Source organism: Microbulbifer maximicatervae (SeqCode) (assembly GCF_056231245.1).
In genome coordinates this window covers 1,957,181-1,976,441 of record NZ_CP174334.1, presented here as the reverse complement: position 1 = coordinate 1,976,441, position 19,261 = coordinate 1,957,181, and the positions used below count along the sequence as shown (strand labels likewise).

Genomic DNA, 19,261 nt, shown 5'->3' with positions numbered 1-19,261 from the left:
TTATATACAGATACAACTGTAATTTGTTGCGCAGGTTAGCAGCTTACGCGGCACGAGAACAGTAATGTCGTATTATTCGGCCACTGGGAAGAAGTGAGTTCGGTGGGGGAAGAGGCCAAATTGCCCTCCGGTATGAATAAAAACCAGGTTGTCTGAGCCCCGGTAATTTCCTTTTTTTAACTCCTGTAGCAGACCATGAAATGCTTTGCCGGTGTAGACTGGATCGAGAAGAATACCCTCCAAGCAAGCCAACTCTTTAATAGTCTGGTAAACCTCTGGCTCCGCCACCCCGTAAGCGGGACCTTTATAGTCGGCATTAACCAAAATCTTGAGGGACTCCAAATCAAGCGATACGCCAGACTGTGCCATCCACTGCGAAATATCCTCACGCACTTTCACTTGGAAATAATTAGCACTGTCGCAAACGGCGAAACCCGTAACTTTCACACCGGCTTCCAGCAAATGGCACCCCAAGGTCAAACCCGCTTGGGTCCCACCGCTGCCAGTAGCGCATAAAATATGATCAGGCGAGAAGCCCCTATCTGCACAGTCTGCCAATAATTCCTGAGAGGCCGAGATATAACCCCAGATGCCTAAACCGTCGCTGGCACCAGTGGGGATACAGAAAGACTTCTGCCCTCTGGACAGATACTCAGCAGCCCAGCTGTCAAAGAGGCCCTGTAAATTCCGGGAGTATTCCTCCGGTGAGTAAACCGCAATTTCAGCACCTGCCAACTCATCCAGTAAAAGGTTGCCATCGGGATTTGCAGTGCGCTTGCCACGTAAAATCAACTGAACCTTAAACCCCAATCGAGCCCCCACCAAAGCAGTGGTACGGCAATGATTGGATTGCACTCCGCCACAAGTGATCAAAACCTGAGCCCCTTGGGCCCTGGCCTCAGCGGCAACAAACTCTAGTTTGCGCAGTTTATTTCCCGACATGCCGGACTCGGTAAGATCATCTCTCTTTATCCAAATCCTGGGCCCTCCATAAGGAAGGGAGTAAAGATCACTGATTCGGTCTAACGACTGCAGAGGTGTGGGCAGGTTCGCCAGGCGCAACCGCTTAGGCAACTCTATTGGCAGGCTCTTAAGCACGGTGAATTAAACCTGTTATGTCTAATTATTAGTTTTATAGATGTGACTCAGTAAGGGGACACCTCTAGCAAAAAGTTTCCGCAGAGATAGAACCAAGCTTGCTGAGTAAGCGGATAGAGGACTAGCTTTGAAAAATGAACATAAGCATGCCTTTCAGTGCTATTTATTGCTTTTTGCCTAACCTGTTTTTTTATTGAAAAATTAATCAGACAAATTAGTCCAGCCTTTGATTAATTCCGCAATTTTTCTGTGGGCTTTCAAGGCACAATAAATACTGCCCGCGCAAAAATAGTAACCAAAAAAAAGCCCGGCAATTGCCAGGCTTTTTTTAGTGACGACATTCAAAGATAAACCCTGAATAGGATTAGATCTTTTTAATCGTACCTTTGGGTAATACTGCGTGCACAGCTACTTTTTGGAACTTCAAAGACATGCTGTCTGCAACTTCCAATACGATGTAGTCCTCATCGACCTTGTCGACGCGGCCCAGCATCCCGCTGCTCATTACAACTTCGTCACCCTTTTTCAGAGCGCCAACCAGCTCTTGGTGCTCTTTCTGGCGCTTGCGCTGTGGGCGAATAATGAAAAACCACATGAATGCAAACAAACCCGCAAACATCAGCAGGGTTATCATCGGATTACCCTGTGCTGCCGGCGCCGCTTCCTGTGCCATGGCGGAGGGGATAAAAAAGCTCATGCAAAACCTCAAAGAGTCAGCCTATTAAATTGCCGCCAACTCTAACGGGTTTGCCCCGCCGAGGCAACGGATTGGGCCGATCCCGTAGAGACCGGCCAAACCAATCCACACTCAGAACCTCTGGCGGACCTGCCGGCGGTAGCCAGTAGGAGACATCCCGGTCCAGCGTTTGAACGCGCTGGTAAAACTGGTTCGATCAGAGAAATCGAGAATTCGTGAGATTCCATCAACGCTCAGCGCAGTATCTTTGAGGAAATGCACCGCGTGACGAAAACGAACATGGTCACGTAAAGATGCAAAACTGAGGTTGTGTTCCTGCAACCGGCGTTGCAGAGTCCGGGTGGACATACTTAGGTCGGACGCTACCGGGCGAATAGCGAGAGAGGCCTTACCGATACGCTGCTCCAGCACATCTATTACCCGTGCGGCAATACCAAAACTGGTTGCTTCGGGGGGGGCCAGCAGCTGGTCGAGAATATTCGGGTCTCCGGATATTCTGGCCTGCTGAAGTGATTTGTCTTCAGAGAGCGAAGTCTGGTCGGGCTGAGTATGGTTCATCGAGCTGCTCCTATTGAGTTCCGTGAGCCGCAGTTATTTTTCTATGTCCGCATCCAGCGAATCCCGGTTGCCCCTGCCCACACCAACACAACATCAACTTCGGCGGACGACTACGTGATGCGGGATGCACCAAAAAACAGACATCGAATCCTTCACAGAGATGTACAATTTTTAAACTAACCGCTCCGGCAATTCCCGCAGAGAGACTCTCTCTAGCCGGCGCACCTTTCCTTTACAACTGCCAGTATAGACCAAGAATTAAGAAAGCAAGGGGCGACAGTGCTTTTTTTCATCTTATTGTGTACCAAGGGCCAAAAATACTTACTTTCGGTACCCACATGTCGCCTTTGAGTCCGAAAGGTAGGGGCTACAGCAGACCAAGCACCAGTCCAGCCCCGCCCCTCAGAGTCTGGCAATTAATCCAGGTTCTCGCCAATCCAATTCAAAACATCAGTGTCATGGGTCTTGGTTTTAACTTTGTCGATAATATGGCGAAGGCGCCCACTCTTATCGATAATAAAAGTTGTTCGCAGAAGCCCCATGTACTCCTTGCCCATAAATTTCTTCAAGCCCCAGCAGCCATATTTATCAGCAATCTTGTGTTCTTCATCAGACAGCAAATCAAAATTCAGTTCGTGCTTGTCGATAAAGCGCTGCAACTTTGCTTCTGGATCCGGGCTCACCCCCAACACAACAGTATTGGCTTTTTTAAATTCAGCCGCACTATCGCGAATCCCACATGCCTGAGTGGTACAACCGGGGGTAAGTGCTTTCGGGTAAAAGTAGAGGACGACATTACTTTTGTCACGAAAATCCTTAAGTGACACTTTCTCGCCACTTTGGTTGGTCAGCGTAAAAGCCGGAGCCAAATTACCGATCTTCGGAAAAGCCATCTGATATCCCCTCTGGAACAGTTAAGAGTAAAGCGGGGATTATAGCGAAAAGAAACAAACGAGACGCCAGTTCTATAGAGAAATCAGAACTGCTGCAGACGAAACTCCTTCTCTTTCCTGGCACAAATGCCAAAACGACCTAACTTCTGCACCAGCTCCGCCTTTTCAGCTTCGGTGAGGAACTCCCCGACTTCAAGGCACCCCTCAGGACCACTAAAGTTTACCGAAGCCATTTCGGTAGCACTGCTCCCCATCCTTACGAGTACTGCCAACTTATCGCGGGCGAACTCCCGGTGATACACCGTTTGCTGCCTGAACCCCTTACAGCAATCCAGAATTACCAACTCCTCATTGATGCGTATTACTTCTCTGCGGGTCCCTTCGAGGTACACGTAGGTAAACAGGATGCCCAGCAGGATCATTTCAAGCCCGGCAAAGGGAAGAATCATCCAGGCTCCCGCCATCGCAAAAGCGAGGCTGATTCCAAGGGATACCCCAACCAGGGAGAAAAACACCCATAGATTGCCGGAGAGGGACAGGGACTGGTTAGGCTGCAGCAGGATACAGGCGCAACGGGCGGTGTTGCGGCCAACTTCAGTGACCATAGCAGGGACATCCGGCAGATATATAAAATCAGTGTAGTGCCGATGGCGGCAGCTCACACGAAGATACTGACCGGGAAAGTTTCCTGGTCCGGGCCGGGGTTTACAAAATTCAGGCATAAAAAAACCCACACCTCAGTGTGGGTTTTTGGGAGAGGTCTGCGGCCAAGGCCTGGGACCTGTCACTCCCTATTACGGCAGCAGGTGTGCTACTGCATCACGCTCTTCCGCCAGCTCCTGCTCGGTAGCAGACATTTTCTCGCGGGAGAAGTCGTTGATGTCAACGCCTTGAACAATTTCCCAGTCGCCATCTTTGCAAGTGCAAGGGAAAGAGTAAATCAGGCCTTCCTGAATACCGTAAGAACCATCGCTGAATACAGCCATGCTGGTCCAGTCACCTTCAGCGGTGCCCAGAGCCCAATCGCGCATATGGTCGATGGCAGCGTTGGCAGCGGAAGCCGCAGAGGAAGCACCACGCGCCTTGATGATAGCTGCACCACGCTGTTGAACAGTCGGGATGAAGTCGTTTTCGTACCATTCCTGCTCCACTTTATCCATGGCTGCAGCACCGGAAACCTTCACTTGGTGCAGGTCTGGGTACTGAGTGGAAGAGTGGTTGCCCCAAATGGTCATATGGGTGATGTCGTTAACACTGGAATCAGTTTTGTTTGCCAGCTGAGACAGAGCGCGGTTGTGATCCAGACGGGTCATCGCGGTGAAGTTACGCGGGTCCAGGTCTGGCGCATTGCGCTGAGCGATCAGGGCATTGGTGTTAGCCGGGTTGCCAACAACCAGTACCTTTACGTTACGAGAAGCAACGTCGTTCAGGGCTTTACCCTGTGCAGAGAAGATAGCAGCGTTAGCTTCCAGCAGGTCCTTACGCTCCATACCCGGTCCACGGGGACGCGCGCCTACCAGCAAAGCGTAATCTGCATCTTTGAACGCAACAGTAGCATCATCGGACTGAACGATACCCGCGAGCAGCGGGAAAGCGCAGTCTTCAAGCTCCATAGCAACGCCTTTCAGCGCTTCCAATGCCGGAGTGATTTCCAGCAATTGCAGAATAACCGGCTGATCTTTGCCCAGCATTTCGCCAGAGGCGATGCGGAACAGCAACGAATAGCTAATCTGACCGGCAGCGCCGGTAACAGCAACACGTACAGGTGCTTTCACGATAGTTCTCCCTCGTTTGTAAGCGGCCGCATTATAGGGCCTCGCGAGTAAATTTCATCTTACACAAGCGAAATAGCGGCTCAATTTGTATGACAAAACCTCTCAGACTGTATTGGACACTCTTTGCGAGTGTTTATGTCAGCGCCAATTCCCGGTAACGCGTCTGCAGTGCCTTGTAAACCTGATCACTGTAATCAGCAGCAGATGAGTCCAAAAGTCCGGCAATTTCCGCTAGGTGTTCATTGTCTTCACGGCCCGCCCAGTTTTTTACATAGCTGCCATCTTTATAGCCGTTATCCTGACGGAATCGGTTGAGTACATTTTTACCAACGTATCGCTGGTACAACTCAGCAAAAGACATTTCTGCATCGGCCAATAGTTGAGCAAAGCCAGCAACATCAAACTGCTTGGTGGCCAGGGTGTTCAAGGTGAAAGACTCGAGGTTTTCACGGAAATCACCCGCCGTACGCTCGGAACCGGCAAACTCCTTCAGCATGATCTCAGCCACTTCCTGCGGAGAGCCTTTTTGCAACTCAAGGCTCAAACCGAAATGCCAGATATCCACCAATTCAAGCTTCACCTGATCCATTTCTGGAAGTTGCTTCTTCCACCACTTCCAACCGTAATGGTCTAACAACTCTGCACTTTCTACCCAAATAGCGCGGTACCAGGCAAAGTTTTGCTCACGCCAGTTTTCATTTACTACTGTATTAATCTGGTCTTGCAGAGTCAGCATGACTTGCAACTGCTGCTTCATCATAGGGGAACATCCAATAGACCCGGATCAAACTGCCCGGGGGAATAATCTGAAAAAGTTTTCTGAGGTGATTTCGGCCAGCTCTTCGTAGGGAATACCGCGTAAATCAGCGATAAATTCTGCCACTTCACGCACATAGGCCGGAATATTGGGCTTACCCCGATAGGGCACTGGAGCCAAATAAGGGGAGTCGGTCTCAACGAGCAACCGATCCAAAGGCAGCCTGCGGGCGACATCCCGCAGCTCTTCGGCATTTTTAAAGGTCACGATGCCGGACAAAGAAATATAATAATTGAGATCCAGGGCAGCCTTGGCCATATCCCAGCTCTCGGTAAAACAGTGCAGAACACCTGCGGTATTGGTATTACCGTGCTCTTTAATGAGAGCGATAGTATCTTCCCGCGCATCTCTCGTATGCACAATAACCGGAAGCTCTGCCTGCCCCGCCGCTTTCAGGTGTGCAATAAAGCTCTGCTGCTGGATTTCCTGGGTGTCAGTGCTGTAGTAGTAATCCAGACCTGTCTCCCCCAATGCAACAACATTGGGCTGGTTAGCCATTTCCACCAGTCGCTCAACATCCGCCATGCCAGAGTCGACATCCAACGGGTGCACACCAACGGAACAGACTACGTCCTCGTAGCGGGATGCGATTTCAACAACCGCATCGGCGTTTTCCAAACTGATACCGACACAGAGGAACTTGCCAACACCGCGACTGCGGGCCAGGTCCAATACAGTATCCAGATCGCCATCAAATTTATCGAGCTTAAGTCTGTCCAGGTGACAGTGAGAATCAACAAGCATTAGAGAGTTACAACGTATGGGTTGGGCGGCTGGATTCTAAGGTTCCCGCCAAGTGGGTTTCAATCTTGTTTTGCGCGATATTGTCCTTATCGCCAAATTGAACTCCGATTCCGGGAGTGCGGTTGCCTTGAGCACCATTGGGGGTAATCCAGATCACCTTACCGGCAACCGGAATCTTTTCCGGCTCATCCATTAAGCTCAGAAGCAGAAAAACCTCATCGCCAAGGTTGTACGATTTATCCGTACTGATAAACAAGCCACCATTCTTTACGAAGGGCATATAGGCCGCATAGAGCACAGATTTATCCTGGATTTTCAGTGACAGGATGCCGTTGCGGGCACCGCCTCCCATGGCTTTCATGGACAACCTCAATGTTTATATTTCTAAATGATGCGCTAACTTATCTAAGCCCGCTGCCTGTGTCCAGGCAACGTCAATTACCCTACCCGACTTGTGCAAGATGCCTAAGCAAAAAGCTTCGCCCAACGAATAAATAATTCTTCCAGCAGCAAACGACGATTGGGGTTAGCTGTGCCCAGTAACCCTTTCCGCGCCTGAAGCAAATGATCGTAGAACGCAAATACTGGCTGCAAGCTTTGCTCACTCGACCCCGGCAACCTCTGCAAAAGAACCATTAGCTGGGCATCTCCACTAAGATCACAACTGCGAATCTGCACCATCTGGGTTAACCAGTGCTGCCAAAAAAGCAGTAGCTGAACCAATTCAACACCCTCGGCCGGTGTTTCCCAACGGCCCGCTGTAGAGACTGAACTTGCCGTACCCTGAGCTACAGCAACCAAATCTTTAAAAAACTGCTCGCGTACTTCTCTCGACTTGGGCTCGGCCAGCTCCGCCGCCAATAATGGTGCCCCGCCTGCCAGAGTTAAGACACGCTGTGCCAGCGGCTCTTCCAGCCCATTGCTGTATAGCCACTGTAGCGCCACCTCTCCAGTTGGGGGCGGAAAAGCTATAGATTGACAGCGACTTCGAATGGTTGGCAAAAGGCCTGTGGGGGCATCGGTGATCAACACAAAGATAACGGAGGGTGCCGGCTCTTCCAGGTTTTTCAACAGGGCATTGGCTGCGTTGACATTCATCGCCTCCGCCGGCGACAAACAAACCAGACGCGCCCCGCCCCGCCCACTGGTGCGGGAAACAAAGTTGCCCAGCTGACGGATCTGTTCCACTTTCAGCGGGCCACCGGGCTTTTCAGGTTCAACTTGCAGGAAATCAGGATGCGAGCCAGCCATCCACAACCGACAATCCTTACACTCTCCACAGGCCTGACCTGCCCTCGGTTGCTCACATAGGGCCAACGCAGTAAAAGCAGCCGCGAATTGTCGCTTTCCCAACCCCTCCGGGCCAGTCAGCAGCAAAGCGTGCGGGCAGCGGCCCGCCTGCAACTGCAAGCCCAACCGCTGCCATTGCTCGGAGTGCCAGGGAAGAGGTACCGGTATCGATTTATACTCAAAAGTTTCAGGCACAGACATCAGCCACAATTCTTATCATTTAAAAATAGATTCTGGGGCAAGATAGCTTAAAGCAACAGCTCCAATTGCTTGGCTAGATCCATCTGCACCTGCTCCAGAGATTGGCCGGCATCCACAACCGCGTAACGGGCAGGTGCAGCTTCAGCTCGATCGCGATAAGCCGCACGCACCCGCTGGAAGAACTCCAGGTGCTCACTCTCAAACCGATCCGCTTCCCCAGTGCGTGCGGCTCGCTGTAGCCCCACTTCTGGATCGAGATCCAATAAAAGCACTTTATCTGGACGCAAATCCCCTTGAACTGTCTGCTCCAACTGCTCGATCAATTGTCGATCCAGTCTGCGACCACCGCCTTGGTAGGCATAGGTAGCATCGGTGAAGCGATCACAGATCACCCAATCCCCACGTTTTAAGGCGGGCAGTATAACCTGAGACAGATGTTGCGCGCGGGCGGCAAACACCATCAATAATTCCGCCGTGGGATCAACGGATTCATCCCGCTTGGCCAATAACAGCTCGCGCAGCTGTTCTGCCAACGGGGTGCCTCCCGGCTCCCGAGTTTGGATAAAGTTAATATTGTGCTTTTTGAGCCACTCGGTGATGAAGAGTAAATTGGTAGATTTCCCCACCCCCTCTACACCCTCGAGGGTGATGAACTTGCCGTGCGACACTAATTCTTTCCTTTTGCCGGACTCGAGCGGTAATCCGCGCGCCTTTTCAGCTGATACTCCCGCACCGCACGGTTGTGCTCTGTCAGAGTCGCTGAGAAATGATGAGATCCATCCCCTTTGCCAACAAAATACAAGCTCTTGCCGGGCTTTGGATTTAAAGCGGCCCGAATTGCCGCTCGCCCAGGTAGGGCAATCGGCGTAGGGGGAAGGCCATTAATAACATAAGTATTATAAGGTGTTGCCTGGCGCAGGTGTGTACGGGTCAGATTTCCGTCAAAGTCCTCACCCAAGCCATAAATTACGGTGGGGTCGGTCTGCAAGCGCATACCTTTATTCAGCCTGCGTACAAAAACACCAGCTATTTCACTGCGCTCAGATGGCTGCCCTGTCTCTTTCTCGATAATTGAAGCCATGATTAAGGCTTCATAGGGCGACTTATAGGGCAGATCATCCCCTTTTGATTGCCACTCCTCATCCAGCACCTTCTGCATCCGATCATAGGCCTGACGCAGTAGTTCAATATCTGTGGTACCGGACCGGTAGACATAAGTATCCGGGAAAATCCAACCCTCAACCTCATCTTCCTTTAGGCCCAGGGCCCGGGCAGCAGCACTGACATTGCTTCCCTCTTCAGACTGAACGATTCTTTCACCGGAGCGGATTTGTCGCAGGGCCTGGCGAAAGGTCCAGCCCTCTAATAGCGTAATGCGATAGCGGGTAACTTCACCGCGATTCAGGCGCGCAATCAAGTCCCGCGCGTTACTGCCAAAGGGAACTAAATACTCGCCGGAATGGATTTCTGTTGTGCCCTCCCAGTAGGCATAGGCGAGGAGTATTTGCGGCCACTGGATTATCCCTTCGCCCTGCAAGCTTCGCAGCGTCCGGGACAAACTTCCGCCCTTTTCCACCTGAAGCGTAAGCCCATCTTGTGCAATCGGCAGGGGGGATTCCAAGGCTTCCTTTGCCACGTATAGAGAGGCAACTGCAACCAAGCAGGCCAATACCAGCCCACCAAATAACAGCTTCAACACTCTCCAAGCGAAACTCGCTTGCTTTTTCTTCACCACAATTTATCCAATATCAGCTTCTGTAGCTTGCGGGTCTCGACACCCACAGGCCAATTTTTGTAACCGATTACCTCTACCACCGGTAATACACCTCGAACACTGTTGCAGAGAGCCAGCTCATCGGCCTCACAGAGTTCGGAAAGCTCCATGTCTTCCTCTTGCCAGTGGATATGGCTCGAGAGCCACTGCCGCATCACACCATGAACACCACACCGGTGCAGGGATGGAGTCATCCACTTCCCACCAAATCGGGCCAGGATATTACAGCGCAGGGTTTCGATGACCCTTCCCGCCGAATCCAGCATCAATCCATCGAGAAATTGACCCACCGGCAGCTCTGCTTTTGCCGCATTATATCGGTTACGGAGTAAAGTTTTGCAGCCCTGGTTCGAATTACTACCGATCGGCAAGCTCGTCGAACAAGGGAAAAGGCTAGTGCCCACCTGCCCCTCAGCAGTTTCAATCAGCGGCCGCAGCACCAAATCCCAACATTGCTGCCCGCGCACACTGCCAACACGCAGGCGCGCAATCGCCTCAGGCCAGCGACAGCCGGCTGTCAATTTTAACGTCGACTGCTCAATTTCTCCCAGACAGGCCTCATCCAACACTCCCGAACGCTCCAGGCGAGCGCGGTGGAAAGACCAAAGCGGTAGACCTTTGTTGTGACAGCGCATTGTTTCGAGGATTCCACCCGAGTAATCAGCATCATCTGGCAACTGATCAACGGCCAGCCCCCGAAAGTACATTTGAGGTAACTGGTACATGGAGCTCCCAAGGCAGGTGTGCCCACCTCGCGGTGGGCACGGGAATCAGACTCGCTTGAATATCAGTGACCCATTGGTGCCACCGAAACCAAAGGAATTGGATAGGACTGCATTGATTGCCATCGGCTGGGCCTCTTGGGGCACCAGGTTAATACCGGCACAGGCCTCATCCGGGGAGAAGAGATTGATAGTGGGGGGCGCAACCTGGTCGCGCAATGACAATACCGAGAAAACGGCTTCAATAGCACCGGCAGCCCCCAGCAGGTGACCGGTCATCGACTTGGTAGAACTCACAGCGAGGGAGTCCGTCACCCCCGCGAATACTTTTTTAACCGCCAGGATCTCAGCTGTGTCTCCCAGCAGAGTAGAAGTACCATGAGCATTGATATACTGGATATCACTTGGGCTCATACCGGAATCTCTCAGGGCATTTTCCATTGAGAGAGCAGCGCCAGCGCCATCTTCCGGAGGAGAGGTCATGTGGTGGGCATCACCGCTCATACCAAAGCCAGCTACTTCTGCGTAAATCTTGGCTCCGCGAGCGACTGCATTTTCGTACTCTTCCAAAACGAGTACCGCAGACCCTTCACCCAGTACAAAACCATCACGGTCTTTATCCCAGGGGCGGCTTGCTGATTGCGGATCATCATTGCGAGTGGACAGCGCCCTTGCCGCACAGAAACCGCCGAGCCCTACCGGGGTGGTAACCATTTCTGCACCACCACATACCATCACATCGGCATCACCGTGCTGAATCGCACGAACTCCGAGACCGATCGCATGGGTTCCTGTGGTACAGGCTGTTGTCACTGCCAGATTGGGGCCTTTGAGGCCATATTTAATCGAGAGGTTACCCGCAACCATATTAATGATGGCGCCAGGTACAAAGAAAGGTGATACACGGCGAGGGCCTTTTTCGGCAATCAGCAATGAATTATCTTCGATAGCCAAGATACCGCCCATACCAGAGCCAATACAGGTACCCACGCGCGGACCCAGCTCTTCGGTTACCTCCAGGCCGCTATCTTGCATAGCCTGAATACCGGCAACCAGTCCGTACTGCAAGAAAGTATCCATCTTGCGCGCTTCTTTTGCGGGCATGTATGGCGTGGGATCAAAATCCTTTACAGTAGCGGCGAAGCGGGTTGAAAAAGCCGAGACATCAAATGTCTCAATCGGAGCAGCACCATTAGCTCCCTGTAGTACCCCAGACCAAGTATCCTCTAGGGTGTTACCTAACGGGCTAACGACTCCCATTCCGGTTACAACAACTCTTCTTTGCGACACTGCGCTCCCCCCTGAAATTTTCTGCTACCGTCCTTCACCAATGTAGTTAAAAGAACAACATCCGGTCAGCAGTCACAATTCCGTAGTACCAATAACAAGAAAGCCGCGCTATGAAACATAGAACGGCTTTCAGAATCGCTCGGCTAGGTACAGCATATTGAGCTGCCCGTGCCTAAACTACCCAGCAGGAATTAACCAAGGTTATCCTTGATGTAATCCATTGCCAGCTGAACAGTAGTGATTTTTTCAGCTTCTTCATCGGGAATTTCAGTTTCGAATTCCTCTTCCAAAGCCATAACCAGCTCAACTGTGTCGAGTGAGTCAGCGCCCAGATCTTCAACAAAAGAGGCTTCAGGCTTAACGTCTTCTTCCTTAACGCCCAGTTGTTCAGCAACGATCTTTTTAACGCGCTCTTCAATGCTGCTCATGATTCAATTTAACTCCTAGTGGGTAAAAATCTGTTTTAGTCGCTATTGTTTTTCACCGTATCCAATGTTGTTGGTGATAACGACCGGCTCACACAGCTTTTGGATAATTCAGAGGCCATTGTACCCCAAGTTTTTCGGGATGTAATGTGCGGCCCCTCAACACCATCAGCAAAAACATAAATATCTCTAAAATCAATAAGTTAAAGAGACATTTTGAAACACAAACTACGCCATGTACATACCGCCATTGACATGAATTGTCTCGCCGGTGACATAGCCTCCCGCATCACTCGCCAGGAAGGAAACCACCGAAGCAATTTCTTCCGGCTTCCCGAGCCTCGCGAGAGGAATCTTACCCAGAAGCAACTCGCGTTGCGCTTCAGGCAAGACTTTTGTCATATCAGTATCAATAAAGCCGGGGGCTACGGTATTAACCGTGATTCCTCTGGAGCCCACCTCTGAAGCCAGGGAGCGGGCAAACCCTCCCACACCAGCTTTGGTCGCCGCATAATTGCTCTGACCGGCATTACCCATACTACCTACGACGGAGCTGATATTAATAATCCGCCCCCATCGCGCCTTGGTCATATCGCGCAGGCAAGCCTTACTCATGCGATAGACCGCGGTCAAATTCGTATTGACGACTGAATCCCACTCGTCATCCTTCATGCGCATCAGCAAGTTGTCCTTGGTGATGCCAGCATTATTAACCAATATCGCAGGAGCACCAAACTCATTTTTTATCGCTGCATGAAGCTCGGAAATACTTTCCGCATTGCCCACATCCAGAACTTTACCGGCACCTGCGATACCGGCTTCTGCGAAGCGGGCGCTTATTTTTTCAGCGCCGGATTCGCTGGTGGCAGTACCAATAACTGTGGCACCCATTCCACCGAGCATATCTGCAATTGCCGCACCAATGCCGCGACTTGCACCTGTCACTAAGGCAACTTTACCCTCAAGGGACATCTGTAAGGTCATTCTCACTTATCCTTATTCGACTACTGGACTACTTTTTGAGCGATTTATACCGCTGTAGCTCGCAGAGCTTCATTAAAGTTACTGGGGCTATCGATTGCGTGACAGGAAACACTTCGGTCGACACGTTTGATCAGGCCAGATAAAACCTTACCCGGACCACACTCAACCATTTGCTCCACTCCGGAGCCAATAATTTTTTGTGCGCAGGCAGTCCAGCGAACCGGGCGATAAATCTGCTCGATCATCAGGGTCTTAATTTTTTCCGGATCCACTTCAAGCTCAGCGTGGACATTGTGCACGATGGGTATTTCTGGCGCGTTAAATTCTGTCGCCTCTATTTGAGGGGTCAGCTTTTCCGCCGCAGGACGCATCAGCTCAGTGTGGAATGGGGCACTGACCGGAAGAGGCATAGCCTTCTTTACACCGGCAGCTTTACAGGCTTCGATGGCGCGCTGCACCGCCGCGCTACTTCCCGCAATAACAATCTGGCCGGGAGAGTTGTAATTCACCGCAGCAACTATTTCACTCTCAGCAGAAGCAGCACAAGCTTCTTCGACAGCTGCATCATCAAGACCGATGATCGCAGCCATAGCGCCCTCCCCTACAGGAACCGCCTCTTGCATCAAGCGGCCGCGCTCGCGAACCAAATGAACCGCATCTTTAAACGCCAGAACGCCAGAGCACACCAGTGCTGACCACTCGCCCAAACTGTGACCGGCCATGAATGCAGGCTGGGCACCGCCGCGAGAGCGCCACATGCGATAAAGGGCAACACTGGAAGTCAGTAAGAGAGGCTGGGTACGCTGGGTGAGATTAATGGCTTCCTGCTCGCCATTCTGGCACAGGTCCCAGAGGTCATAGCCGAGCACATTGGATGCTTCGGCAAAAGTGGCCTGAATTTCAGGCGCCTCTTGGGCAATCTCAGAGAGCATACCTATTTTCTGGGAACCCTGCCCCGGAAAGACAAATGCGAGTGCGGCATTGGTCATAAGATATCCTTAACCTAAATGTGGCTGATTTCAGTAAGGGAAACTGCTTTTTACCCTTCATCCATGGAGCGTCTTTCGCCGGATTGTGCCATAGCGGCATCGACCCTGGCTGCCAGGTCAGCATCGGCACACTCCTTCGCCGTAACCATCGCCCGATAAAAAGCTTCGCTGCTGGCACCGCCGTGACTCTTGATCACGTTGCCCTTTACCCCTACAAAGCTGGCGCCATTATAGCGAGCAGGTTCCACCTGTGTACGCCATTTTCGCAACAGCTTTATGGCCAATTGGCCAAAAAAACGCTTGAAACACCCTCTTTTCTCGATTGTGAACGCTTTTTGACCCATTAGTCGAATCACACCCTCGGCAGATTTCATCGCGACATTACCCATCAGGCCGTCGCAAACAACCACATCTACCGAGCCGGTAAAAATATCATGCCCCTCAACAAAGCCAACATAATTGACCCCGGGGTCCGCATCGAGCAGCTCCGCTGCACGGCGTATTTCGGCGCTACCCTTATGTGCTTCCGCCCCAATATTGAGCAGCGCCACCTTTATATCCTTCACACTCTTGCGGGCAGTATGAATCCGCTGAGCCTCTATCCCCATACGGGCGAACTGAAGCAAATCCTCAGCACTGCAATCCACATTGGCACCAAGGTCCAAAAGATAGCAGGAACCCATACCTGAAGGTACAGACTTACCGAGCGCCGGCTTCCTAACACCTTGGATATTACCGAGAATACTGCGACTCAACGCCAACAAGGCGCCAGTATTGCCGGAGGTAACTGCAGCTTGCACATCTCCCGATGCAACACTCTTCAGGGCCATCGCCATGGTTGAATCGCGCTTATGGCGAACAGCCTGCAACGGATTGCACTCTTGAGTGATGACTTGCTCGCAATGGATAATTTCGAGACGGCGGGTAACGCGGCGGCGATGGCGCTGCAGCTCTTGATGAACCAGAGCTTGAAGCTCTGCGCGCGGGCCAAATAGCTTTAGCTGCGCTTCAGGGAAGTTTTGAAGAAATCTAATACATGCCGGAACGACAGAGCGGGGACCTAAGTCCCCGCCCATTGCATCCACGGCCAATCGCAATTGGCTGGACAAAGCTTACTCTTCTTCAGAGCCGCCGCTAACTTCGATCACTTTGCGACCACGGTAGAAACCGTCTTTGGTCACGTGGTGACGACGGTGCTTTTCACCGGTAGTCGGATCGACGGAAAGGGTAGCACCTGCGCCCAGCGCATCGTGGGAACGGCGCATACCGCGACGGGAACGAGTCTTCTTGTTTTGTTGAACAGCCATTGCTAGCTCCTAAAATAAACAAATTTCGCTGGAACCGGGGCGCCTACCGGCGAGCCCAAACTCATCGGGAAACCTAGGATTTACCCGACGAACCCTTCAACTGCTCCAGCACTTTAAAGGGGTTTGCCTGTTGCTCATCCGCCTCGGCAACCTCGCCACCAAAATGAAAGCTCTCCTTGGAGACACATTCTTCCTGGTGATAAGCCACCATTGGCAAATTGAGCAAAATTTCATCTTCAAGGATCTGGTGCAAGTCCAGCTCATCGCCGTCCTGGATCACCGGGTCCAGATCTTTGGGCAGGGCCTTACCCTGCTCCTCAGTCCATACGATACCCCAGCTAAACTGTGCCTCGATCTGCTCATGGACCGGTAACAAACAGCGCTGACACAAGAGGTCAACTGCAAGTTGAACCTTGCCGCTCACCGTTTGGTGACCTTGCAAGTCTCGCTCAAACTGCAATTCAGCAGAAATCTCTCCGTGGACAGACTCAACTGCGCTACCAACCCGAGGCAGGGACTCCAACGGCAAAACACCATCGAGCAACTGCTCTCGCTGTACCAATTTCCGAGCATCAATGCTCTTTGGCAATACTGATTTAGAGGGGGCTATCGACATAAGCGCGCAATTCTATGGACTCACCTTAGCCTTGTCAAAACAAATCAGGCATTGCAGTATCGCCCGGTCACAAACCACTATTCGACCCAGCGGAAAATCCACCAGAATGCCCCACCCTCTGATACTAGCCTCCAGCTCTCCTTACCGCAGAACCCTACTACAACAGCTTGGCATCCCCTTTCAGCAGGATTCGCCCCATATAGATGAAGCACCACAGGCGGGGGAAGCGCCAGCTGCACTCGCCCTGCGCCTCGCCACAGAGAAAGCGCGCGCCCTGGCTGGCCGCCACCCGAAATCACTGATTATCGGTTCAGATCAAGTTGCCTCTTGCGACGGCCAAATACTTGGCAAGCCAGGCAGCAGGGAGCGCGCCATCGCCCAGCTGCAAGCCTGCAACGGCAAAAAAGTGATATTCCACACCGGCTTGTGCCTGCTGAATAGCGCAAGCGGAGAGCAGTTGGGCGATACGGAAACCTTCACTGTCTACTTTCGGCAGTTGAGCACAGAGCAAATTGAACGATATGTAGAGCTGGAACAACCTTACGATTGCGCCGGCTCTTTTAAGGTGGAAGGGCTAGGTATCGCCCTGTTTGAAAGGCTTGAAGGAGCAGATCTCAACACCCTGGTTGGGCTGCCACTAATCCGCCTTACCGATATGCTGAACCACTTTGGCATAGATCCATTGGGCCCGCAGGCCACCTAAAAGAGTGGCGGCCAGCGGAGCAACTCAGAGAAGCGATCGATAACAACCTTGGGGCCACACCCCTGCAGTCGGGTTGGGCAATGAGCGCCATAGCTCACCCCGATAGAGGGCATGCCGATCGCCGCCGCCATTTCCAGGTCGTATACGGTATCCCCTACCATTACCGCCTGCTCCGGACCGGTTCCGGTCTCATGTAGCAACTCATTCAGCATCAGCGGGTCAGGCTTGGAAGCGGTCTCATCCGCACAACGACTGGCGGCAAACAAGTGGCCGAGGCCGTGCTCCTCAAATTCCCGATTGAGCCCCTGCCGACTCTTCCCAGTCGCTACCGCCAACTGGTGACCACCGCACAGCAACTGGTCCAGGGTATCCAGGACCCCCTCAAATAACGGCAAGGGTTCAACCCGGGCCGCCATCCACTCATCAAAGTAAAGTTGGCGCAACGTGAGTTTTTCCTCACTGGCAGCCTCCGGAAACAGAGAGGATATCGCTTCCGGCAGACCAAGCCCGATGATGTTGCTAACCGCCTCCGGGGCAAGCACTGGCAAACCAGCTCTATCTGCCGCCCGCAACATACAGTCGACGATACGCGCCTCAGAATTACAAACCGTCCCATCCCAATCGAGGATTACCAACATAACAAAAGAACGCCCTACTCTTCCCTTAACCTATTCAGCACTGCACTCAGCTCCGCAGGGAGTGGAGCCTCCACCTCAACCTTGGAGCCATCTGGCAAAGAGCAGCGCACTGAAGCTGAGTGCAAAAAGAGACGCTTCAGACCGCGACCACGAAATTCACGATTGACTTCGTCCGAGGTGTACTTGTTGTCGCCCGCCAAAGGGCAACCAACAAACTGAGCATGAACTCGAATTTGGTGTGTTCGCCCGGTGACCGGCTCTGCGGAAAGCAGAGTCGCCGCCTTAAATCTCTCAATCAACTTAAAGCGAGTCTCTGAAGGCTTGCCCTCAGGGTGCACTGACACCATTCTCTCGCCGCTTTTCAAAGTGTTCTTGCGCAAAGGTGCCTCAACAACGCGGCGACCTCGGGGCCACTTGCCCACCGCCAATGCCTGATACGATTTACCGATCTTTCCCGCCCGCAACTCCGACTGAACATGCTGCAATACCGCGCGCTTGCGGGCCACCATGATGGCGCCACTGGTATCCCGGTCAAGGCGGTGCACCAACTCAATAAACGGGCTTTGCGGAAACATCTGGCGCAAAACTTCAATCAGACCCAATCTGACACCACTGCCGCCATGGACCGCAAGGCCCGACGGTTTATTGATCACCATAAGCCCGTGCTTGTCGTAAAGTATGGACTCTTGGATCAGCTGGCGCAGAGATTCACCAGCGAGAGGGGTCTCAGCCTGCTCGGCAACACGAATTGGCGGCACTCGCACCACATCGCCCGCCTTTAACTTGTATTCAGCCTTTATTCGTCCTTTATTTACTCTTACCTCACCCTTACGCAGGATTCGGTATATACGTGAACGCGGCACACCCTTGAGGCGCGCCTGGAGGAAATTGTCGATCCTCTGTCCCGCCAGCTCTTCAGGTACAGTTAAAAGCTGCACGCCGCCAGATGGATTCGAGGTCTTTGATGGGGTCTCGGCCGGAGCCTTCTTAGGGTGGGGTATACTTCGCATGACGCGCATCATAGCGTTGCCAGGGATACAATTGAAGCACCTCCCTGCCCATGCTATATTCGGCCGGCCTGAATTCGGCGTATTTTCGGTCAAAGGCGACTTCCCACATGAAGAGATAGCCGTGACCCCAACGAAAATACCCCATTCGGTCGGTGCGCGGGGATGCCGCGTCATTGATAAAACTTAGCCGTTGAGATGTCCCCCAATTACCAGAACCAGAGGGGAGCTCACCGGCAACAACAGCCCGCGGTTATGCGGGTAATTATCGCGAAGGTAAGACGGGCCGTGACCCGCAGCGCTTGAAAGGACGACTCAAACTTGCGTCCGGTTTTGCAGAATACGACGAGCCAGCAACCGAACTGGCAACCAGGGCAGCACAGCTTCCGCAAGCCTGGTAAAAAAATTAAGAAGAATGGGTATCAGCCAAAAGCTGAACTGCAGAACCTCTGATGATTGACGCAAACCTTGCCGCCCAGCATATGAAACAAACCAAGGGGCGGCGCCCAACCCTGCTGTAGAAGCCTGCAGCACAGGTACAGGGCAGTACTAACAAAAGGTATTAAAGGTACCAACGGATAGCACAATAACAGCGCGTATCCGGAGTTTTTGCAGAGCGAATAATAGGCAAACGCCAGTCTCAACAAGCCGCATAGATCCATGGCGCGGTAGAGCTGGCATACCTTATTTCCCCTGCCCTGCCTGGTGGTCCTCTCCACCTGGCAGCCAACAA

23 protein-coding genes are annotated in these 19,261 nt (G+C 52.3%); 1 reads left to right on the top strand and 22 read right to left on the bottom strand.

Features of this window, described 5'->3' with window-relative positions; genetic code table 11:
* Positions 1–72 precede the first annotated feature (72 nt).
* The 20 genes from ACJJIS_RS08620 to ACJJIS_RS08525 all read right to left on the bottom strand — a co-directional run bounded on the left by ACJJIS_RS08620 (position 73) and on the right by ACJJIS_RS08525 (position 16,180).
* The gene (locus ACJJIS_RS08620) at positions 73–1,098 is read right to left on the bottom strand and encodes a D-cysteine desulfhydrase family protein (RefSeq protein WP_475710013.1); all 1,026 of its coding nucleotides are present in this window, start codon (positions 1,096–1,098) and stop codon (positions 73–75) included.
* Positions 1,099–1,462: 364 nt separating this feature from the next.
* On the bottom strand, positions 1,463–1,795 hold the full coding sequence (gene yajC, locus ACJJIS_RS08615; protein WP_282932486.1) for a preprotein translocase subunit YajC: 333 nt from the start codon (positions 1,793–1,795) through the stop codon (positions 1,463–1,465).
* Positions 1,796–1,906: 111 nt separating this feature from the next.
* On the bottom strand, positions 1,907–2,353 hold the full coding sequence (locus ACJJIS_RS08610; RefSeq protein ID WP_020415217.1) for a helix-turn-helix domain-containing protein: 447 nt from the start codon (positions 2,351–2,353) through the stop codon (positions 1,907–1,909).
* Between the two features lie 416 nt (positions 2,354–2,769).
* On the bottom strand, positions 2,770–3,246 hold the full coding sequence (bcp, locus tag ACJJIS_RS08605) for a thioredoxin-dependent thiol peroxidase (RefSeq protein WP_282932483.1): 477 nt from the start codon (positions 3,244–3,246) through the stop codon (positions 2,770–2,772).
* An 83-nt stretch (positions 3,247–3,329) separates the two neighbouring features.
* Entirely contained in the window at positions 3,330–3,968 is a 639-nt protein-coding gene (locus ACJJIS_RS08600; protein WP_413662277.1) for a DUF2244 domain-containing protein, read from the bottom strand.
* Between the two features lie 72 nt (positions 3,969–4,040).
* On the bottom strand, positions 4,041–5,021 hold the full coding sequence (locus tag ACJJIS_RS08595) for a malate dehydrogenase (protein WP_282932481.1): 981 nt from the start codon (positions 5,019–5,021) through the stop codon (positions 4,041–4,043).
* 133 nt (positions 5,022–5,154) lie between these two features.
* Positions 5,155–5,778 (bottom strand): dUTP diphosphatase, encoded by a 624-nt coding sequence (locus ACJJIS_RS08590; RefSeq protein WP_444942543.1) that lies wholly within the window; start codon positions 5,776–5,778, stop codon positions 5,155–5,157.
* Positions 5,779–5,805: 27 nt separating this feature from the next.
* Positions 5,806–6,582: a TatD family hydrolase gene (locus ACJJIS_RS08585; protein ID WP_413662278.1), complete on the bottom strand. Its 777-nt coding sequence runs from the start codon at positions 6,580–6,582 to the stop codon at positions 5,806–5,808.
* A gap of 7 nt (positions 6,583–6,589) precedes the next feature.
* Positions 6,590–6,943, bottom strand: a complete 354-nt coding sequence (locus tag ACJJIS_RS08580) for a PilZ domain-containing protein (RefSeq protein ID WP_413662279.1) — start codon at positions 6,941–6,943, stop codon at positions 6,590–6,592.
* Positions 6,944–7,047: 104 nt separating this feature from the next.
* Positions 7,048–8,073 carry a DNA polymerase III subunit delta' gene (locus ACJJIS_RS08575; protein WP_413662280.1) on the bottom strand — a complete coding sequence of 342 codons (1,026 nt, stop codon included), beginning with the start codon at positions 8,071–8,073 and terminating at the stop codon, positions 7,048–7,050.
* 47 nt (positions 8,074–8,120) lie between these two features.
* Entirely contained in the window at positions 8,121–8,741 is a 621-nt protein-coding gene (gene tmk, locus ACJJIS_RS08570) for a dTMP kinase (protein WP_282932477.1), read from the bottom strand.
* Positions 8,741–9,805: an endolytic transglycosylase MltG gene (gene mltG, locus ACJJIS_RS08565; RefSeq protein ID WP_445361673.1), complete on the bottom strand. Its 1,065-nt coding sequence runs from the start codon at positions 9,803–9,805 to the stop codon at positions 8,741–8,743. The genes tmk and mltG overlap by 1 nt, the downstream gene beginning before the upstream one ends.
* Positions 9,802–10,572, bottom strand: a complete 771-nt coding sequence (locus ACJJIS_RS08560) for an aminotransferase class IV (protein WP_444896975.1) — start codon at positions 10,570–10,572, stop codon at positions 9,802–9,804. The genes mltG and ACJJIS_RS08560 overlap by 4 nt, the downstream gene beginning before the upstream one ends.
* 45 nt (positions 10,573–10,617) lie before the next feature.
* A complete protein-coding gene (gene fabF / locus ACJJIS_RS08555; protein ID WP_444957915.1) occupies positions 10,618–11,859 on the bottom strand; it encodes a beta-ketoacyl-ACP synthase II in 1,242 nt (413 codons plus the stop codon).
* A gap of 191 nt (positions 11,860–12,050) precedes the next feature.
* The gene (gene acpP / locus ACJJIS_RS08550; RefSeq protein ID WP_020415205.1) at positions 12,051–12,287 is read right to left on the bottom strand and encodes an acyl carrier protein; all 237 of its coding nucleotides are present in this window, start codon (positions 12,285–12,287) and stop codon (positions 12,051–12,053) included.
* A gap of 225 nt (positions 12,288–12,512) precedes the next feature.
* A complete protein-coding gene (gene fabG, locus ACJJIS_RS08545; protein WP_282934677.1) occupies positions 12,513–13,256 on the bottom strand; it encodes a 3-oxoacyl-ACP reductase FabG in 744 nt (247 codons plus the stop codon).
* A 56-nt stretch (positions 13,257–13,312) separates the two neighbouring features.
* Positions 13,313–14,257 carry an ACP S-malonyltransferase gene (gene fabD / locus ACJJIS_RS08540; protein WP_475710012.1) on the bottom strand — a complete coding sequence of 315 codons (945 nt, stop codon included), beginning with the start codon at positions 14,255–14,257 and terminating at the stop codon, positions 13,313–13,315.
* Between the two features lie 50 nt (positions 14,258–14,307).
* Complete coding sequence (plsX, locus tag ACJJIS_RS08535) at positions 14,308–15,366, bottom strand: phosphate acyltransferase PlsX (RefSeq protein WP_282932473.1); 1,059 nt, start codon at positions 15,364–15,366, stop codon at positions 14,308–14,310.
* A 3-nt stretch (positions 15,367–15,369) separates the two neighbouring features.
* On the bottom strand, positions 15,370–15,564 hold the full coding sequence (gene rpmF, locus ACJJIS_RS08530) for a 50S ribosomal protein L32 (RefSeq protein ID WP_108733564.1): 195 nt from the start codon (positions 15,562–15,564) through the stop codon (positions 15,370–15,372).
* 73 nt (positions 15,565–15,637) lie between these two features.
* A complete protein-coding gene (locus tag ACJJIS_RS08525; protein ID WP_475710011.1) occupies positions 15,638–16,180 on the bottom strand; it encodes a YceD family protein in 543 nt (180 codons plus the stop codon).
* Positions 16,181–16,286: 106 nt separating this feature from the next.
* Between ACJJIS_RS08525 and ACJJIS_RS08520 the strand changes: the two genes are divergently transcribed.
* Entirely contained in the window at positions 16,287–16,883 is a 597-nt protein-coding gene (locus ACJJIS_RS08520; protein ID WP_475710010.1) for a Maf family protein, read from the top strand.
* On the opposite strand, the gene ACJJIS_RS08515 is transcribed toward ACJJIS_RS08520, so the two are convergent.
* Positions 16,880–17,521, bottom strand: coding sequence for an HAD-IA family hydrolase (locus tag ACJJIS_RS08515; RefSeq protein WP_475710009.1), 642 nt, complete (start codon positions 17,519–17,521; stop codon positions 16,880–16,882). The two genes, ACJJIS_RS08520 and ACJJIS_RS08515, sit on opposite strands and share 4 nt — an antisense overlap.
* Positions 17,522–17,535: 14 nt before the next feature.
* Positions 17,536–18,531, bottom strand: coding sequence for a 23S rRNA pseudouridine(955/2504/2580) synthase RluC (rluC, locus tag ACJJIS_RS08510; RefSeq protein WP_444914009.1), 996 nt, complete (start codon positions 18,529–18,531; stop codon positions 17,536–17,538).
* Between the last annotated feature and the right edge of the window lie 730 nt (positions 18,532–19,261).

What these genes read in the sequence shown, in the direction of transcription:
- yajC (WP_282932486.1), bottom strand. Translation starts at nt 1,795, where the DNA reads ATGAGCTTTTTTATCCCCTCCGCCATGGCACAGGAAGCGGCGCCGGCA.
- ACJJIS_RS08610 (WP_020415217.1), bottom strand. Translation starts at nt 2,353, where the DNA reads ATGAACCATACTCAGCCCGACCAGACTTCGCTCTCTGAAGACAAATCA.
- bcp (WP_282932483.1), bottom strand. Translation starts at nt 3,246, where the DNA reads ATGGCTTTTCCGAAGATCGGTAATTTGGCTCCGGCTTTTACGCTGACC.
- ACJJIS_RS08600 (WP_413662277.1), bottom strand. Translation starts at nt 3,968, where the DNA reads ATGCCTGAATTTTGTAAACCCCGGCCCGGACCAGGAAACTTTCCCGGT.
- ACJJIS_RS08590 (WP_444942543.1), bottom strand. Translation starts at nt 5,778, where the DNA reads ATGAAGCAGCAGTTGCAAGTCATGCTGACTCTGCAAGACCAGATTAAT.
- ACJJIS_RS08585 (WP_413662278.1), bottom strand. Translation starts at nt 6,582, where the DNA reads ATGCTTGTTGATTCTCACTGTCACCTGGACAGACTTAAGCTCGATAAA.
- ACJJIS_RS08580 (WP_413662279.1), bottom strand. Translation starts at nt 6,943, where the DNA reads ATGAAAGCCATGGGAGGCGGTGCCCGCAACGGCATCCTGTCACTGAAA.
- ACJJIS_RS08575 (WP_413662280.1), bottom strand. Translation starts at nt 8,073, where the DNA reads ATGTCTGTGCCTGAAACTTTTGAGTATAAATCGATACCGGTACCTCTT.
- ACJJIS_RS08560 (WP_444896975.1), bottom strand. Translation starts at nt 10,572, where the DNA reads ATGTACCAGTTACCTCAAATGTACTTTCGGGGGCTGGCCGTTGATCAG.
- acpP (WP_020415205.1), bottom strand. Translation starts at nt 12,287, where the DNA reads ATGAGCAGCATTGAAGAGCGCGTTAAAAAGATCGTTGCTGAACAACTG.
- fabG (WP_282934677.1), bottom strand. Translation starts at nt 13,256, where the DNA reads ATGTCCCTTGAGGGTAAAGTTGCCTTAGTGACAGGTGCAAGTCGCGGC.
- fabD (WP_475710012.1), bottom strand. Translation starts at nt 14,257, where the DNA reads ATGACCAATGCCGCACTCGCATTTGTCTTTCCGGGGCAGGGTTCCCAG.
- rpmF (WP_108733564.1), bottom strand. Translation starts at nt 15,564, where the DNA reads ATGGCTGTTCAACAAAACAAGAAGACTCGTTCCCGTCGCGGTATGCGC.
- ACJJIS_RS08525 (WP_475710011.1), bottom strand. Translation starts at nt 16,180, where the DNA reads ATGTCGATAGCCCCCTCTAAATCAGTATTGCCAAAGAGCATTGATGCT.
- ACJJIS_RS08520 (WP_475710010.1), top strand. Translation starts at nt 16,287, where the DNA reads ATGCCCCACCCTCTGATACTAGCCTCCAGCTCTCCTTACCGCAGAACC.
- ACJJIS_RS08515 (WP_475710009.1), bottom strand. Translation starts at nt 17,521, where the DNA reads ATGTTGGTAATCCTCGATTGGGATGGGACGGTTTGTAATTCTGAGGCG.
- rluC (WP_444914009.1), bottom strand. Translation starts at nt 18,531, where the DNA reads ATGCGAAGTATACCCCACCCTAAGAAGGCTCCGGCCGAGACCCCATCA.